Source organism: Kitasatospora fiedleri (assembly GCF_948472415.1).
GTDB lineage: Bacteria > Actinomycetota > Actinomycetes > Streptomycetales > Streptomycetaceae > Kitasatospora > Kitasatospora fiedleri.
Map to the genome: position 1 here is coordinate 228,752 of NZ_OX419519.1, position 15,623 is coordinate 244,374.

General features: G+C 73.4%; 11 protein-coding genes and 1 pseudogene. 6 read left to right on the plus strand and 6 right to left on the minus strand.

Annotated elements, in window-relative coordinates; genetic code table 11:
• Nucleotides 1–37: 37 nt before the first annotated feature.
• Together QMQ26_RS01170 and QMQ26_RS01175 are read left to right on the plus strand one after the other, a co-directional pair.
• Entirely contained in the window at nucleotides 38–1,582 is a 1,545-nt protein-coding gene (locus QMQ26_RS01170; RefSeq protein ID WP_282204415.1) for an MFS transporter, read from the plus strand.
• A gap of 279 nt (nucleotides 1,583–1,861) precedes the next feature.
• Nucleotides 1,862–2,266 (plus strand): annotated as a pseudogene (locus QMQ26_RS01175) (TetR/AcrR family transcriptional regulator C-terminal domain-containing protein); the annotation flags it as partial.
• A 223-nt stretch (nucleotides 2,267–2,489) separates the two neighbouring features.
• Here the strand turns inward: QMQ26_RS01175 and QMQ26_RS01180 are convergent.
• From QMQ26_RS01180 to QMQ26_RS01200, 5 genes are all read right to left on the minus strand, one after another.
• Entirely contained in the window at nucleotides 2,490–3,536 is a 1,047-nt protein-coding gene (locus tag QMQ26_RS01180) for a LacI family DNA-binding transcriptional regulator (protein ID WP_282204416.1), read from the minus strand.
• Between the two features lie 97 nt (nucleotides 3,537–3,633).
• Nucleotides 3,634–5,544 (minus strand): glycoside hydrolase family 43 protein, encoded by a 1,911-nt coding sequence (locus QMQ26_RS01185; protein ID WP_282204417.1) that lies wholly within the window; start codon nucleotides 5,542–5,544, stop codon nucleotides 3,634–3,636.
• Nucleotides 5,545–5,637: 93 nt separating this feature from the next.
• Nucleotides 5,638–6,540, minus strand: a complete 903-nt coding sequence (locus QMQ26_RS01190) for a carbohydrate ABC transporter permease (RefSeq protein ID WP_282204418.1) — start codon at nucleotides 6,538–6,540, stop codon at nucleotides 5,638–5,640.
• Nucleotides 6,541–6,565: 25 nt separating this feature from the next.
• Nucleotides 6,566–7,528 (minus strand): carbohydrate ABC transporter permease, encoded by a 963-nt coding sequence (locus QMQ26_RS01195; protein WP_282204419.1) that lies wholly within the window; start codon nucleotides 7,526–7,528, stop codon nucleotides 6,566–6,568.
• A gap of 276 nt (nucleotides 7,529–7,804) precedes the next feature.
• Complete coding sequence (locus QMQ26_RS01200; RefSeq protein ID WP_282204420.1) at nucleotides 7,805–9,097, minus strand: extracellular solute-binding protein; 1,293 nt, start codon at nucleotides 9,095–9,097, stop codon at nucleotides 7,805–7,807.
• A 314-nt stretch (nucleotides 9,098–9,411) separates the two neighbouring features.
• Between QMQ26_RS01200 and QMQ26_RS01205 the strand changes: the two genes are divergently transcribed.
• The 4 genes from QMQ26_RS01205 to QMQ26_RS01220 all read left to right on the plus strand — a co-directional run bounded on the left by QMQ26_RS01205 (nucleotide 9,412) and on the right by QMQ26_RS01220 (nucleotide 12,309).
• A complete protein-coding gene (locus QMQ26_RS01205) occupies nucleotides 9,412–10,653 on the plus strand; it encodes a glycoside hydrolase family 26 protein (RefSeq protein ID WP_282204421.1) in 1,242 nt (413 codons plus the stop codon).
• Nucleotides 10,646–10,951, plus strand: a complete 306-nt coding sequence (locus QMQ26_RS01210) for a hypothetical protein (RefSeq protein ID WP_282204422.1) — start codon at nucleotides 10,646–10,648, stop codon at nucleotides 10,949–10,951. Before QMQ26_RS01205 ends, QMQ26_RS01210 begins: the two co-directional genes overlap by 8 nt.
• 144 nt (nucleotides 10,952–11,095) lie before the next feature.
• Entirely contained in the window at nucleotides 11,096–11,929 is an 834-nt protein-coding gene (locus QMQ26_RS01215) for a hypothetical protein (RefSeq protein ID WP_282204423.1), read from the plus strand.
• Nucleotides 11,926–12,309 (plus strand): hypothetical protein, encoded by a 384-nt coding sequence (locus tag QMQ26_RS01220; protein ID WP_282204424.1) that lies wholly within the window; start codon nucleotides 11,926–11,928, stop codon nucleotides 12,307–12,309. Before QMQ26_RS01215 ends, QMQ26_RS01220 begins: the two co-directional genes overlap by 4 nt.
• A gap of 67 nt (nucleotides 12,310–12,376) precedes the next feature.
• On the opposite strand, the gene QMQ26_RS01225 is transcribed toward QMQ26_RS01220, so the two are convergent.
• Nucleotides 12,377–15,502: a putative bifunctional diguanylate cyclase/phosphodiesterase gene (locus QMQ26_RS01225; RefSeq protein ID WP_282204425.1), complete on the minus strand. Its 3,126-nt coding sequence runs from the start codon at nucleotides 15,500–15,502 to the stop codon at nucleotides 12,377–12,379.
• Nucleotides 15,503–15,623: the final 121 nt, after the last annotated feature.

Consider the following 15,623-nt stretch of genomic DNA (forward strand, 5'->3'; position numbering starts at 1 on the left):
GGTCGACCGGCCGTGCCCGCTGTCCCCGGGAGCCCCCTTGTCACAGCCGTCCGTCCCCCCGCCCGCCGCTCCGCACCCGCGGCGGTGGGTCATCCTGGCGGTGGTCTGCCTGGCCACGCTGGTGGTGCTGCTCGACAACACCGTGCTCAACGTGGCCATCCCCTCCCTGACGGAGGACCTGGGCGCGGGCACGGCCGACATCCAGTGGATGGTCAACGCCTACGCGCTGGTCCAGTCCGGCCTGCTGCTGACGGCCGGCAGCCTGTCCGACCGGTACGGGCGCAAGCGGGCGCTGCTGGTGGGTCTCGCGCTGTTCGGCCTGGGGTCGACGGCGGCGGCCCTGGCCCAGTCCTCCGGGCAGCTGATCGCCGCCCGGGCCGGCATGGGCATCGGCGGCGCGCTGCTGATGACCACCACGCTGGCGGTGGTGATGCAGGTGTTCCACGGCCCCGAGGTGCCGAAGGCGATCGGCATCTGGGGGGCGGTCAGCTCACTGGGCTTCGCGGGCGGCCCGCTGCTCGGCGGCGTGCTGCTGGCGCACTTCTGGTGGGGCTCGATCTTCCTGGTCAACATCCCGGTGGCGCTGATCGGCCTGGTCGCGGTCGCCCGCCTGCTCCCGGAGAGCAGGGACCCGTCGGGCCGCCGGCCGGACGTGCCGGGCGCGGTGCTCTCCACCGTCGGCATGATCGGGCTGGTGTACGCGATCATCTCCGGGCCGGTGCACGGCTGGGGCTCCGGCCCGGTGCTGCTCGCGGCGGTGGTCGGCCTGGCCGCGCTGGCGGGCTTCGTGGCCTGGGAGGTCCGCACCCCCACCCCGATGCTGGACATGGGCTTCTTCCGGGACAGGCGCTTCAACGGCGCGGTGGCGGGCGGCATCCTGGTCGCCTTCGGGATGGCCGGCTCGCTGTTCCTGCTCACCCAGTACCTGCAACTGGTGCTCGGCTACCGGCCGTGGGAGGCGGGCCTGCGGATGTCGCCGCTGGCCCTGGTGATCGTGCTGCTCAACCTGTCGGGCGTCGGCGCCCGGCTGCTGCCGAAGGTCGGTTTCGCGGGGGCCGTCGCCCTCGGCATGGGCCTGCTGGCCGGCGGCCTGGCCCTGCTCGCCGCGATGGGCTCGGGCCACGGGTACCCGGGGCTGCTGGCCGGGCTGCTGATGATGGGCTGCGGCATCGCGGTCGCCGGCCCGGCGATGGCGGCGGCCGTGATGGGCGCCATCCCGCCGGAGCGGGCCGGGGCCGGTGCGGGCGTGCAGGGCACGGTCACCGAGTTCGGCGGCGGTCTGGGCGTGGCGGTCCTCGGCGCGGTGCTCGGCTCGCGCTTCGCGGCGGGCCTGCCGGAGGGCGTCCCGGCCGCGGCGGCGAAGTCGCTGCCGGAGGCGCTGGCCGCCGCCCCGGGCGAGGCCGCGCGCGGCGCGGTGCGGAGCGCCTTCGCCCACGGTCTGACGTCCAGTCAGCTGATCGGCGCGGCGGCCGTGCTGCTCGGCGGCCTGCTCTCCGCCGCCCTGCTCCACCGCGCCGACCGCCCGGCCCCGGCCGCCCCCGCGGCCCGGCCGGAGCCGGGGCCCGTCCCCGCCCCGCACTGACGTCCTCCCCTTCGGCCCTCCGCAGACCGGCCCCCGCCGGGCCCGTGCTCGCCGCACGGGCCCGGAGCCGTACCGTGGTGGCACCCCGTCGAAGCGAAGGAGCAGCGTGGCCACCAAGCGAGCCTCGCAGGTCAAGAAGAGCGTGTGGCTCACCCCGGGGCCGGTGCGCGGCCGCCGTTCCCGCGCGCGGGCGAGGGCGGTCCGGGCAGCCTGGACCGCGAGGTGATCGTCGCCGCGGCGGTCCGGCTGCTGGACGCGCAGGGCGAGGCGAGGTTCTCGATGCGCGCCCTGGCCGCCCGGCTCGACGTCACGCCGATGTCCCTGTACTGGTACGTCGCCGACAAGGACGACCTGCTGGAGCTCGCCCTGGACGTGGTGGCCGGCGAGATGGTGCTGCCCGGGGCGGGGGACGGCACCGACTGGCAGTCCGGCCTGCGCGCCCTCGCCGTGACGTGGCGCGCCGCGATGCTGGCGCACCCCTGGGCGGTCCGGATCTACGCCGACTACCTGAACATCGGGCCGAACTCGGTCCGTTTCTCCGCCCGCGCCCTGGAGATCGCCCGCGCCTCCCCGCTCTCCGAGACCGACGCGATGGCCGCCCTCTCCGCGATCTTCCAGTACACCTACGGCTTCACCTCCACCGAGGTGAACTGGGCCGAGAAGGCCGCCGAGGCCGGCACCAGCACCCAGGAGCTGGTCGAGGAGATCACCGAGGCCGTCCGCGACCTCCCGGGCATCGCCGACTCCGGCGTCCTCCCGACCGCCCCCGCGAGCCCGAACACCTGCTCCGCGAGCGCGAGTTCCACCGCGCCCTGGACTGGCTGCTCGCCGGCATGCAGTCCGACCTCGGCTGACCGGCCCGACCAGGCCGCCCGGTCCGACCAGGCCGCCCGGGCGCTGCGCGGTCCTACTGCGGGGTGTCCGGTCCGGGGGGCACCGGGCCGGTGCTCTCCCGCTGGACCAGGCGGGTCGAGAGTTCGACCCGCGGCAGGTCGACCTCCTCTCCGTCGACCAGGCGCAGCAGGGTGCGGGCGGCCATCGCGGCCATGTCCTGGAGCGGTTGGCGGACGGTGGTGAGCATCGGGTCGCTCCAGCGCGTGACGGGGACGTCGTCGAAGCCGACGATGCTGATGTCCTGCGGGATGCGCAGGCCCCGTTCGCGCAGGGCGGTGTACGCGCCGAACGCCTGGAGGTCGCTGGCGGCGAAGACCGCGGTCGGCGGGAGCCCGCCGGCGGCGGCGGTCTCGTCGAGCAGGTCGGTCAGTTGGCGTCGGCCGGAGGCGTCGTTGAACTCCCCGAAGCGCAGCCAACCGTCGGGGACGGGGAGTTCGGCGCGCTCCATGGCGGCCCGGTAGCCGTCCGCGCGGGCCCGGCTGCACAGCAGTTGGCGGGGGCCGGCGAGGTGGGCGATCCGGCGGTGGCCGAGGCCGATGAGGTGGTCGACGGCGGAGATCGCGCCCGCCCAGTTGGTGGCGCCGATGGTGGGCACTCCGGCGTCCGCGCTGCCGACCGGGTCGACGAGCACGAACGGCACCTTCAGCGCGGCGAGCCGGGCGCGCTGACGCGGGGTCAGGTCGGAGACCACCAGGATGGCGCCGTCCGAGCGGCGGCCCGCGATCTGCTCCAGCCACTCGCCGGTGCCGGTGCTGCTGCCGTGGACGGCGGAGAGCACCATGCTCACGCCCGCTTCGGCCAGGGCCTCCTGCGCGCCCCGGATGATCTCGATCGACCAGAGGCTGTCCAGCTCGTTCATGACCAGGTCGACGATGCCGCCGCGGCGGCGCGGACGGCGGCGCTGGTAGTGGTGCCGGTCCATGATCTCCTGGACGCGTTCACGGGTCGCGGCGGAGACGTCGCTGCGCCCGTTGAGCACCTTGGAGACGGTGGCGTTGGAGACACCGGCCTCGGCGGCGATCTCGCCGATCGTCACCTTGTGTCGCGCCTGGCCCGCCATCTGCCGTCCGTTCCTCGTGGTCCGCGGTCCGGGGGCGGCCGGTCCGCCGGCCCCGCCCCGGGTCACAGCAGGATAGTGCGCGCGGCCGCGGGGCGGGTCAGTGCTCACCGGTGCGGTCCGCTCCGTGCTGCCGTCCCGCCCGCGCCGGAGCCGAAGTCGGGGCCGGAGCCGGGGCCGGAGCCGGGGCCGGGGCGCGGTAGACGGGGTCGGAGAACACGGCGGCCATCCGGGCACCGGTCAGGTCCTGGGCGCACACGCCGGTGAAGGCGCCGGTGAACCCCCAACCGGTGTAGTGGCCGGTGCTCTCGTCGCCGACGGTGGCGTAGTCGTCGGAGAGCCGGGCGGCGTCCAGCCGGGGCCCGACGTCCTGCCAACGCGGCCCGGGCCTGGTGCCCTCCCGGCCCGGTCCGCGACCGTCGGCGTCGGCGTCGGCATCGGCATCGGCATCGGCATCGGCATCGGCCGCAGCGTCGCTGGTGCCGACGGCGGTCCAGGCGAACCGGGCGTCCGCGCCGCGCACGTCGAGCCGCAGCCGCAGCGGCCCGGCGCCGACCGGGACGGGGGCCGTCGGCTCCCGGTACCTGCCGCGGTCGCAGACGCCGAGGCGCAGCACGCGGCCGAGCGCCTCGTCCCAGCTGAGGTGCAGGTAGTGCCAGAGCTCGGTGTTGTAGAGGTGCACGAGTCCGGCGGCCTGGCGGGGCGAGCGGGGATCGGCGTCCACCGTGGCCTCGAAGCGGAACTCGGTGTGCGCGCAGCGGCGGGCCAGCAGGCTCTGCCGGTGCCGGGAGGACAGCGACTCCTCGCCGCGCAGCAGCAGCCGCCCGCGGTCGAGCGAGATCCAGTCGGGGTCGGGGTGGCGGCGCAGGGTCATCCACGCGGGGCCGGGCCGGTCGGCACCGAACCCGGCGGCCTCCACCGCACCGCCGCTCTCCACCGCACCGGCGGCACCGGAGGCCCCGGCGGCCTCGGCACCGGTGGGGGTCGTGGAGCGGGTCACGGCGGGGGCGGGCACCTCGACGGCGGGGGCGTTGCCGCCACCGGCCAGCCGGGGCCAGCCGTCGGCCGTCCACTCGATCCGCTGGATCGCGCTCTCCCGGCCCAGGACGCAGGCACCGAGCGGGGTGAGCGGGCGGGCGGCGAGGTGGGCGAGGTACCACTCGCCGTCCGGGGTCTCGACCAGGCTGCCGTGGCCGGCCTTCTGGAGTTCCAGCTCGGGTCGGCCGGCGGAGGTGAGCAGCGGCCCGGCGGGGTCGGGCTCGTAGGGCCCGGTGAGGGCGCGGGAGCGGGCGACGGTGACGGCGTGCGCCCAGGAGGTGCCGCCCTCGGCGGTCATCAGGTAGTACCAGCCGCCGCGCCGGTACAGGTGCGGCCCCTCGGTGCAGCCGAGCGCGGTGCCGTCGAAGACGCGGTGCACCGGTCCGGTGACGCGCCGGGCGGCCCGGTCGTACTCCTGCAGCAGGATGCCGGAGAACGGGTTGGTGCCGGGCCGGTGGTCCCACTCCAGCCAGAGCAGCCAGCTGCGCCCGTCGCCGTCGGGGCCGTCGTCGTGGAACAGCGAGGGGTCGAAGCCGTGCCCGGGCAGCGGCGCGGGGTCGGACCACGGGCCGTGCGGCGTCGGTGCGGTGACCACCTGGTTGCGGACGTCCTTGTAGGCACCGGTCAGGCTCTTGACGTCGGAGTAGACGAGGTGGAACCGCCCGTCGGCGTACGACAGGCAGGGGGCCCAGACGCCGCCGGAGTCGGGGACGCCGGTGAGGTCGAGCAGTCTGCTCTCGCCGAGGGCGCCGCCGAGCGGGCGCCAGCTGACCAGGTCGGTGGAGTGGTGCAGGGTGACGCCGGGCAGCCACTCGAAGGTGGAGGTGGCGAGGTAGTAGTCGCCGCCGACGCGCAGGATCGACGGGTCGGGGTGGAAGCCCGGCAGGACGGGGTTGCGGATCGTCGCGGGCGGGCTGGCCTGCGGTGCGGCGTCGACCCCGCCGGCGGCTGCGGTCGGTGCGGCGGCGGTCATGGGGCTCCTCGGATCGGACGGGCGGACGGGCGGGGTGGGAGTGGACGGGCGGGCGTGGGAGCGGGCAGGCGGGCGTGGGAGCGGGCGGGCGGGTCAGCCCTTGACCGCGCCGGCCATCACGCCGGCGACGATCCGGCGCGCGAGGACGGCGAACAGCAGCAGCACCGGGACGACCGAGACGACCACCCCGGCGAGCATCAGGGTGAAGTCGGTGTAGTAGCCGGCGGCGAGCTGGTTGAGCGCGATCTGCACGGTGCCGTTCTCCGGCGGCAGCGCGATCAGCGGCCAGAAGTAGTCGTTCCAGGCGAACATGAAGGTGAACATGCCGAGCACGGCGGCCGTGGAGCGGACGCCCGGCCAGGCGACGTGCCGGAAGGTGCGCAGCGGGCCGGCGCCGTCCATCCGGGCGGCTTCGATCAGCTCGTCGGGGATGTTCTCGGTCATGGCCTGCCGCATCCAGAACACGCCGACGGCGGAGACCAGGGCGGGCACGATCAGCGCGGACAGCTTGCCGTACATGCCCATGTCGGTGACGAGCAGGTAGAGCGGGATGATGCCCAGCTGGGTGGGCACCATGACGGTGCCGATGACGGCGACGAGCAGCGGGTTGCGGCCGGGGAAGCGGAGTTTGGCGAAGGCGAAGCCGGCCAGCGAGGAGAGCAGCACGTTGCTGACGGCGGTGCAGGCCGCGACGGTGACGGAGTTGCCCATCGCCTTCCAGAAGTCGACGGTGTCGAAGACCCGCCGGACGTTCTCCAGCAGGTGGCCGCCGGGGACCAGGGAGGGGGTGGCGCCGGAGAGGACCGAGTTGTCGCCGTGCGAGGCGACGACGAACGTCCAGTACAGCGGGAAGACCGAGGCGAGGACGACGGCCGCGAGCAGCAGGTAGGCGAGCGGTCCGGCGCTGTCGTGGCGGCGCGGCCCGGTCCCCCGGACGGGCGGGCGGGCGGCGGCGGGCGCGGCGGGGCGGACGGGCGTGTCGGTGGTGGTGGCCATGGTGGCTGGTCTCCCTGGCGGTGGGTCAGCGGCCGGAGCGGCGGACGAGGAGGGCGTTGACCGCGGCGATGACGGCGATGATCAGGAAGAGCACCCAGGAGACGGCGGAGGCGTAGCCGGCGTCGTTGTTGACGAAGCCGTACTTGTACAGCATCAGCGTCAGGGTCTGGAACTGGTGCTCGGTGCCGCCCTCGGCGTTGCCCTGCTGGTCGAAGAGCATCGGCTCGGCGAACAGTTGCAGGCCGCCGATGGTGGAGATGACCACGGTGAACAGCACGGTCGGCCGGATCGCCGGCAGGGTGATCTTCCGGAAGGCCAGGAACCGCCCGGCGCCGTCGACCATCGCCGATTCGTGGAGTTCGCGTGGTACGGCCTGCATCGCGGCGAGGTAGATGAGGGCGTTGTAGCCCGTCCAGCGCCACATCACCATGAAGCTGATCGCCAGGTGCGAGCTCCAGGTGTCGGCCGTCCAGTCGATCGGGTCGCTGATCAGGCCGGCCTGTTCCAGCACCCAGTTGACGACGCCGAAGTCGCGGCCGAAGAGCTGGGAGAAGACCAGGGCCACGGCGACGACGGACACGTACTGCGGGACCAGGACCAGGGCGCGCCAGGTGGTGCGGGCACGCAGGCGGCGGTCGAGCAGCCAGGCGACGGCGAGGGCGAGGAGCAGTTGGGGGGCGGTGGAGAGCAGGAAGATGCTGAGGGTGTTGAAGGTGGCGGTGTAGAAGTCGGGGTCGGTGAGGAGTTCGCGGAAGTTGTCGAGCCCGGCGAAGCCCGCGTCGCCGGTGAGCCGGTTCCAGTGGTGCAGCGAGACCCAGCCGGTGTAGACGAGCGGGTAGAGCCCGAAGATCCCGAAGACCAGGAAGAACGGGGCGATGAAGCTGTAGGCGGGCAGGTGCCGCAGCGGGTTGCCGCGGCGTCGCGGCCCGGCGGGCCGGGCGGGACGACCCGGGCCGGTCGCGGCGCCGGGGCTGGTGGTGGCCGCCATGGCGTACTCCTCGGGGTGGGGCGGGCGGACGGGCGGGGCCCGGTCCGCGGCGGGGGCGGACCGGGCGGGGAGTGGTCCGGGGCAGCGCCCGGAGCGGGACGGACGCTGCCCCGGGGTCGGGGGGTGCCCCGGGGTCGGGGGGTGCCCCGGGGGCGGGCGCTGCCCCGGGGTCGGCGGCGCGGGCGGTGCGGCGGGCGTGGCCGCGGACCAGGGCGTGCTGGCAGTAGCCGCCGGACGGCGGCCACCGGGGCGCAGGCGGCGAGCGGCGGGCGCGGGTCAGTGGGCGAGGCTCTTCTTCGCCTCGGCGAGCGCCTTGTCCCAGGCTTCGGCGGTGCTCGCCTTCTGCTGCTCGATCAGGCCGAGGGCGTTGCCGAACGGGACGCGGACCTGCTGGTCCTTGGTGCCGCGGAAGCTCGGCGTGAGGCCGTTCGCGGAGGCGGCGAAGATCTGGCCGGTGGGCGCGTCGTTGAAGTAGGGCTGCTTGGTGCCCTGGACGGCCGGGTCATTGAGGACGCCGGTGAGCGAGGGCAGCGAGCCGGTCGGGCCCTGGAAGATCGTCTTCTCGGACTCGGGCGAGGTGAGGAACGCCGCGAGCTCGGCGGCCTCCTTGACGTGCTTGCCCTGCTTGGGGACGGTCAGGAACGAGCCGCCCCAGTTGCCGCCGCCGCCGGGGACGGCGGTGATGTCCCACTTGCCGGCGTTCTCCGGGCCCGCGGCGGACTGGATCAGGCCGGTCATCCAGGCCGGGCAGGTCATCGTCGCCATCCTGCCCTGCTTGATGCCGGCGTTCCACTGCTGGCTGAACGGGGAGAGCGCGGCCGACAGCCCCTGCTCGACGGCGCTGCCGGTGGCGTCGAAGAACTGCTTCACCTTCGGGTTGGTGTCGCCGATGTAGGCGTCGGAGCCGTCGAAGAAGCCGAACTCGGTCTGGTTCATCATCGCGGTGAAGATGTTGCCCGCGGAGTCGAACCAGGCGTGGTCGGCGACCTTGGCGCGGAAGGTCTCGCCGGTCTTGAAGTAGGCGTCCCAGGTGGGCCAGAGCTTGGCGACCTCGGCGCGGTCGGTGGGCAGGCCGGCCTGCTGGAAGAGGTCGGTGCGGTAGCAGATGGCCAGGCCGCCGACGTCGGTGCCGTAGCCCATGACGAAGCCGTCGCCCGCGGTGGACTGCGCCCACTTGTAGGGCAGGTAGGCGCCCTTGCGCTCCAGCGCGCCGTAGTCGGCGAGGTTGGCGAACTTGTCCTTCACCTCGCGGAACTTGGGCATGTAGCCCTCCTCGATCGCGACGACGTCGGCCGCGCCGCTGCCCGAGGACAGCTGGGTGGAGAGGCTGTTGTGGTGCTGGTCGAGCTGGGAGACCCGCTCCTTGACCGTGACGCCGGGGTGCGACTTCTGGTACTCGGCGATCAGCGGCTTGTAGCCGAAGTCGCTGAAGGTCGCGACGGTCAGCGTGATCTTCCCGCCGGCCGAGTCGCCGGAGCCGCCGGCGGAGGAGCAGGCGGTGGCGAGCAGGGCGGTGGCCGCCGCGAGGGCGGCGACCGAGAGGGATCTGCGGGGGCGGGGGGAGCCCATGGGGAGCCTCCGGAAGGGGCGGTAAGGGTGGGAGCGTCACCGGGCCCGGCCGGTGGGGCGCTCGGCTCCGACCGCGGCGGTGTCGCACATAACCTGCCGCCTACCGAAACTCGGCGTCAACTGTTTCGTTCGAAGTTTCGGAGCGGTTGACAGGTCAACCTCCCTACGGAGCCAGCGGGAGCCCGGCGCACTGTTTCGGATCGACCGGCCCTCAACTGCGGAGACGGGCGAATGTTTACGACACTGTTGACGCGATGATTCGGAGGTCACCACCATTCGAGTCCCCACCCGACGGAACGCCAAGGAGCACCTCCATGCGCCCCCTCCGCAGAGCAGGACTCGCCGCGGCCGCGGTCCTCACCGCCGCGGCCGCCGTCCTCGCCTCACCGGCCGGACAGCAGCCCGCCCAGGCCGCCGTCAGCGCCCGCAACCTGCCCGCCGACGGGAAGATCCTGTCGATCATGGGCCAGGACAGCGACACGCTCGCCGCCTACAAGAGCGACGTCCTGGACAAGGCGTCGCTCAACGCCCCCAAGCCGGGCGGCGTCACGCTCTACACCAACCTCGTCCTCGGCGGCAGCCCCGAGCCGCTGGCCGGCATCGTCGGCCCCGCCGACTGGGGCGCGGGCCGGGTCGACTTCAACTCGACCCTCGCCCAGTACCCGGGCTCCGCCCTCGCCGTCGGCCTCTACCTCTCCGACGCCACCAGCGGCTGCAACAACCAGCCGCTGCGCGCCGTCATCGGGCGCAACGACAGCGACGTGACCGCCGGCAGCCCCAACCTGATCAGCCAGTACCGGGCCAAGGTCGACCAGTTGGTCGGCTCGCTCAAGGGCTACAACCGGCCGGTCTACCTGCGGATCGGCTACGAGTTCGACGGCCCGTGGAACTGCTACAGCGCCGACTTCTACAAGCAGGCGTTCGCGTACATCAAGGGCCGGATCGACGCCCTGGGCGCCAACAACGTCGCCACCGTCTGGCAGAGCGCCGCCTGGCCGCTCAACGCCAGCCCCGACCACCCCGAGTGGAACTACGTCGTCACCGACCCGCACCACTACGACGCCTGGTACCCCGGCGACCAGTACGTCGACTGGGTGGCGCTCTCCTCGTTCTACAACTCCGGTTCACTGACCGCCCAGTGGGGCTGCAGCAGCTACGACACCGCGCCGGTCGCGCTGCAGGACCGCGTGCTGGACTTCGCCCGCGCGCACGGCAAGCCCGTGATGGTCGCCGAGTCCGCCCCACAGGGGTACCAGACCGGCGCCCACACCCGGAGCTGCATCTTCCGGAAGAACAAGACCGCCGCCACCGGCCAGGACATCTGGAACCAGTGGTACGCCCCGTACTTCGCCTGGATCAACCAGAACCGGGACGTCATCCGGGCCGCCGCCTACATCAACACGAACTGGGACGCCCAGACCCTCTGGCAGTGCGCCGACGGCGCCCAGGCCGGCGGCACCGGCTGCGGCAACGGCTACTGGGCGACTCCCGGGTGCAGGCCGACCCGACCGTGCTCGCCAACTTCCTGGACCAGCTCCGCGGCGGCCAGTGGGTGAACGGCACCGGCTCCACCCGCCGCCCGGCTCGCCCTCCCCCACGCCCACGCCCTCCGCCCCGCCCTCCCCCACCGCGTCCCCGTCCCCGTCCCCCAGCGGCAGCCAGGCCCCCTACGCCCAGGGCCTCGCCACCGGCACCGCCCCGAAGCTCTGGTTCAAGCCGAACGGCTTCACCGCGACCTTCGTCACCGTGCACTACACCGTCAACGGCGGCGCCCAGGCCAACTACTTCCTGACCTGGAACGCCGGGCCGGGCGCTGGGAGCAGCCGCTCACCGTCAAGTCCGGTGACCGGGTGACGTACTGGTTCGACTACCAGCGCTCCGACCAGACCTTCCAGGTCTCCACCCCCACCTGGACCGTCACCGCCTGACGCCCCCGCTCCCCCGCCGCGGCCCGGCCCACCCACCGGGCCGCGGCCCCACCCCCACCGGGAGACCTCCGTGCACCCGATCACGCACCGGCCCGCCCTGCCGCTCGTGCTGCTCGCCCTCCTCGCGGGCCTGCTGTTCGGCACCGCGCCCCGCGCCGCCGCCGCGACCGCCGCCGCCCCGCCCCAGCGCGTCCTGCTCGCCGGGCAGTCCACCCGGGCCGCCTGGGACGACCTGAGCAGTGTCACCGACGCCCCCGCCGGCGGCTCCGTCTACTACGAACTCGCCTCCGGCACCTGGGTCTCGCCCGCCCACCGCGACTACGCCGCCTTCCTGGCCGCCCAGGGCCGCACCGTCCAGATCGGCATCAGCTGGAAGGACAACCCGCCCGGCTACACCGGCGGCGACCGCGCGGCCCGTTCGCGCGCCGTCACGCAGGAGCTGGCCGACGGCCGGTACGCCGACCGCTTCGTGACGCTGATCGACTTCGTCAACCAGTACCCGCGGGCGACCTTCCTGCTGCGCCTCGACTACGAGGTGAGCAGCGCCTTCCACTGCACCGACGCCAGTTGCTCCTCGTACAAGGGCGCCTTCGCCCGCATCCGCTCGCTGATCGACGACGCCAGGCACCAGGGGAACGTCCAGTACGTCTACCACCCCGTCCGCGGCGAGTACGCGCAGCTCTACCCGGGGGACGCGGCCGTCGACCGGATCGGCGTCTCGGTCTTCGCGCACGAGCTGTGCCTGCCGGTCTACGACCACGGCTACCTGTACAACGGCACTCCGCCGGACAACTACGACACCGGGACGCTCCAGTGCCGCAACCCGTACATCGGACCGACGGCTGGGGCAACCCGGCGGCGGTCTGGAAGGACTGGGACTACGACGGCAACGTGCTCGGCATGATGAAGTTCGCCCGGGACCACGGCAAGACGATGATCGTCTCCGAGGGCGGCATGATGAACTTCACCGCCGACAACGGCGCCACCGACGGCCTGGAGCAGGCCCGCGGCGCGCTGTGGGTGCAGCGGCTGTTCGGACTGCTCGACTACCGCGGGCCGATCCCCAACCAGCCGGGGACGTACGACCTGTCCCGGGTGATCACCGCCGTCACCTACATCGACCTGGACTTCCGCTACGGCTGGGACGCGGTGCCGGACGGCACGTTCGACTTCCCGCCGGACAGCACCTGGTTCGTGGACGGGCGGATCTCCCGCTACGGCGCCGCCCGCACCGCCTTCTGCCAGGGCCTGGCCGGCACCGGCTTCACCACCCGCTGCCGCTGACCCCGGCCCGGGGTGCGCGCCGCCCGCCCGTGGGAGTAGCCCGCCCGTGAGGGCTCCCGCGGGCGGGCTACTCCTCGAAGGTCCGTTGGCTGCGCACCAGTTCCCGGGCCTGGACGGCGGTCATCGGGCGGCCGAACAGGTAGCCCTGGCCGAGCGGGCAGCCCATCGCGGCGAGCAGGTCGCGCTGGGCGGTGGTCTCGATCCCCTCGGCGATGACCGTCACGCCCAGGGTGTCGGCGATCCGGGCGATGCCTTCGACGAGGGCGTGCTGCTGCGGGGAGGCGCCCAGCCCGTCGATGAAGGTCTTGTCGATCTTCAGCATGGAGATCGGGAACTCCCGCAGGTAGGAGAGCGAGGAGTAGCCGGTGCCGAAGTCGTCGATCGCGATGCCGACGCCGAGGGCGGTGAGCTCCTCCATGTCGGCGAGGACCCGGTTGTCGCGCCGCATCAGCACGGACTCGGTGAGTTCCAGGACCAGCGCCGTCGGTTCGATCCGCGAGGTGTCGAGCACCTCGCGAACGGTGTCGAGGAAGCCCGCGTCGCGGAACTGGCGGGCGGAGACGTTGACGTTCACCCGCAGCCGGGGCCGTCCGGGGCCGCCGCCCTCGTCCGCCCACTTGCCGACCTCGTGGGCGGCCTGTTCGAGGACCCAGGCGCCGAGCTGGACGATCTGGCCGCTCTCCTCGGCGACCGAGATGAAGTCGTCGGGCAGGATCATGCCGTGCCGGTCGTGCGGCCAGCGGATCAGCGCCTCGAACCCGGTCAGGACGCCCTCCTGGAGGGCGACGATCGGCTGGTAGTGCAGCCGGAACGCGGACTCGGTGAGCGCGTCGTCGAGGTTCTCGTAGAGCTCGTGCCGCCGCAGCAGCCGGGTCTGGAGCGCGGAGCGGTAGTGCCGGCGCTGCCGCCGTCCGGCGTCCTTGGCGGCGTACAGCGCGAGGTCGGCGTGGGCGAGCAGTTCGGTGGTGTCGGAGCTGTCCTCGGTGGTGGCCACCCCGATGCTGGCCGAGACCCGGGCGGCGCCGGCGCCGAGCACGAACGGTTCGGCGAAGAGCGCGAGCAGGCCGTCGGCGACGGCGTCGACGTCGGCGGGGGTGCGGGCGTCCTCGACCAGGACGGCGAACTCGTCGCCGCCGAGCCGGGCCGCGGTGTCGGAGCTGCGCAGGGCGCCGGAGACGCGGCGGGCCACCGAGAGCAGCAGTTCGTCGCCGACGGCGTGACCCTGGGTGTCGTTGACGGCCTTGAAGTCGTCAAGGTCGATGAAGAGCACGCCGGTGACCAGGCCGCTGCGGGCGGTGCGCTCCAGGGCGTGCGCGGCGCGGTCCTGGAACAGGACGCGGTTGGCCAGGCCGGTCAGCGGGTCGTGGAAGGCCAGGTGGGTGAGTTCGCGCTCCATCTCGCGCTGCTCGGTGACGTCGCGCAGGGTGAGCACCAGTCCTTCGACGGTCGGGTCGGCGCGCAGGTCGTTGAACCGGACCTCGGCCTCGATCGGGGTGCGGTCGTGCCGCACCAGCCGCCAGTGCTCGCGGGGCTGGTCCTGGCCGTCGCCGGGGGCGAGCGGGCCGCGGGTGCGAATCCGCTCCAGGGTCCGCACGACGCCCCGGACGTCGCCGGGCGGGACCAGGTCGGTCAGCGGGGTGCCGTCCAGCCGGGCGTGGCCCAGCACCCGGGCCGCGGAGGTGGAGGCGTAGCGGACGGTGTCGTCGTCGTCGAGGATCAGGATGACGTCGCTGGCGCTCTGCACCAGGGTGCGGAAGTACAGCTCGCTGTTGCGGTGGTTGATCTCCTGGCTGAGCAGCACGCGTTCGACGGCGAGCGCGGCCTGGGCCGCGAGGATCTCCAGCGGGCCGCGCAGGTCGGCCAGTTCCTGTTCGGTGCCGGCCGCGACCAGCACGCCGAGCAGCGGGTCGCCGGAGGGCCGTTCGGCGAGGGTGAGCGGGCAGAGCAGCACGTGGGGCAGGCCGTGCGGGAGGGCCGCCGAGGTGCCGCGCAGGTCGTCGGCGGGCAGCAGCAGCGTGGTGTCCGGCGAGGCGAGGGCGAGCAGCGCGCCGACCTGTTCGGTGGGCGGGGCGGTCGGGGCGCCGGCCGGCCGGGAGTGCGGGGTCCGGGCGACGGCGAGCCGGACGGGGTGGCCGGGGCGGGCGGGCATCAGGGCCGAGGCGGCGCTCTCGACGCCGGTGGCGATCTCGTCGACGGTGACGGCGGCGGTCAGCCGCGAGCCGGCCTCGCGCAGGGTGCGTTCGCGCACCGCGGCCTGCCGGTAGGCGGCGACCACGACGGCGAGCCGGGCCAGCACCAGCAGGTAGAGGACGGCCGAGAAGGCGCCGATCACGCCGGTGTTGGCGGTGTTCCCGGCCACCCACTCGGCCAGCAGGATGGCGGGGGCGATGAGCGCCGCGGCGGTGAGCAGCAGCAGCCGTCCGGTGCCCAGGCCGGGTTGCTGGGTGGGCAGCGGGTGGGTGAGTTCGACCATCGACGGGTGGAGGGCGGCCGCGCCCCAGGCGGCGTAGAGGACGGCCCAGCCGAGGTCGACGGGGGTGCCGATGTGCCAGTTCCCGTGCAGTTGGATCAGTCCGTAGGCGGTGTCGGAGAGCAGGATGCCGACGGTGCCGACGGTGAGCAGTTGCAGCGAGCGGCTGGCGCCGCCGCTGGGGGTGAGCAGCCGCAGCAGCAGGGCGAGGACGACGATGTCGCCGAGCGGGTAGGCGATCGAGACGGCCTTGGAGAACCAGTCGAGGTCGGGGTTGCGGGTGTAGGGCAGGATCAGGTAGATCCAGCCGAGCAGCGCCAGGCTCATGGTGAGGATCAGGGCGTCGAGCAGCCCGGCCCAGTCCTGTCTGGACTTGCGGCGGCGGATGAAGAGCAGGGCGCCGGCCGCGTACAGCACGAACTCGGCGAGGTAGAAGACGTCCGCGACGGACGGGAACGGGTTGTGGAGGTGCAGGAACTGGGTCTGGACGACCTGGGTGACCTCGCCGGCGGTGAAGCTGACGTTGGCGAGGGCCAGCAGGTACCAGGGCGCGGCGTGCGCGGGCCGGTTGAGCCGGACGCCGGTGACGACGGCGGCGGCGCCGCTCATGCCGATCCCGGTCCACCAGATGATCCGCTGGTCGGGATTGACGTAGTAGATGCCGGTCAGCAGTGCCATCCACGCCAGGAAGCAGACCATCAGGAGCCGGCGACGGGCTGTCATGGCGCTACCTCCTGCCGGTAGGGTCCCGGATCGACGGCTTGCGAACGCCTTCGTCCACCATGGGCGCATATAGTCGAATAGCACAATTTCGTATCTGTTTCTGTTGCCCGCGCGAGCGAGG

Excerpts from the sequence above, each read along its gene's own strand:
- QMQ26_RS01180 (WP_282204416.1), bottom strand. The coding sequence starts at position 3,536 with ATGGCGGGCCAGGCGCGACACAAGGTGACGATCGGCGAGATCGCCGCC.
- QMQ26_RS01185 (WP_282204417.1), bottom strand. The coding sequence starts at position 5,544 with ATGACCGCCGCCGCACCGACCGCAGCCGCCGGCGGGGTCGACGCCGCA.
- QMQ26_RS01190 (WP_282204418.1), bottom strand. The coding sequence starts at position 6,540 with ATGGCCACCACCACCGACACGCCCGTCCGCCCCGCCGCGCCCGCCGCC.
- QMQ26_RS01195 (WP_282204419.1), bottom strand. The coding sequence starts at position 7,528 with ATGGCGGCCACCACCAGCCCCGGCGCCGCGACCGGCCCGGGTCGTCCC.
- QMQ26_RS01200 (WP_282204420.1), bottom strand. The coding sequence starts at position 9,097 with ATGGGCTCCCCCCGCCCCCGCAGATCCCTCTCGGTCGCCGCCCTCGCG.
- QMQ26_RS01205 (WP_282204421.1), top strand. The coding sequence starts at position 9,412 with ATGCGCCCCCTCCGCAGAGCAGGACTCGCCGCGGCCGCGGTCCTCACC.
- QMQ26_RS01220 (WP_282204424.1), top strand. The coding sequence starts at position 11,926 with ATGATGAAGTTCGCCCGGGACCACGGCAAGACGATGATCGTCTCCGAG.
- QMQ26_RS01225 (WP_282204425.1), bottom strand. The coding sequence starts at position 15,502 with ATGACAGCCCGTCGCCGGCTCCTGATGGTCTGCTTCCTGGCGTGGATG.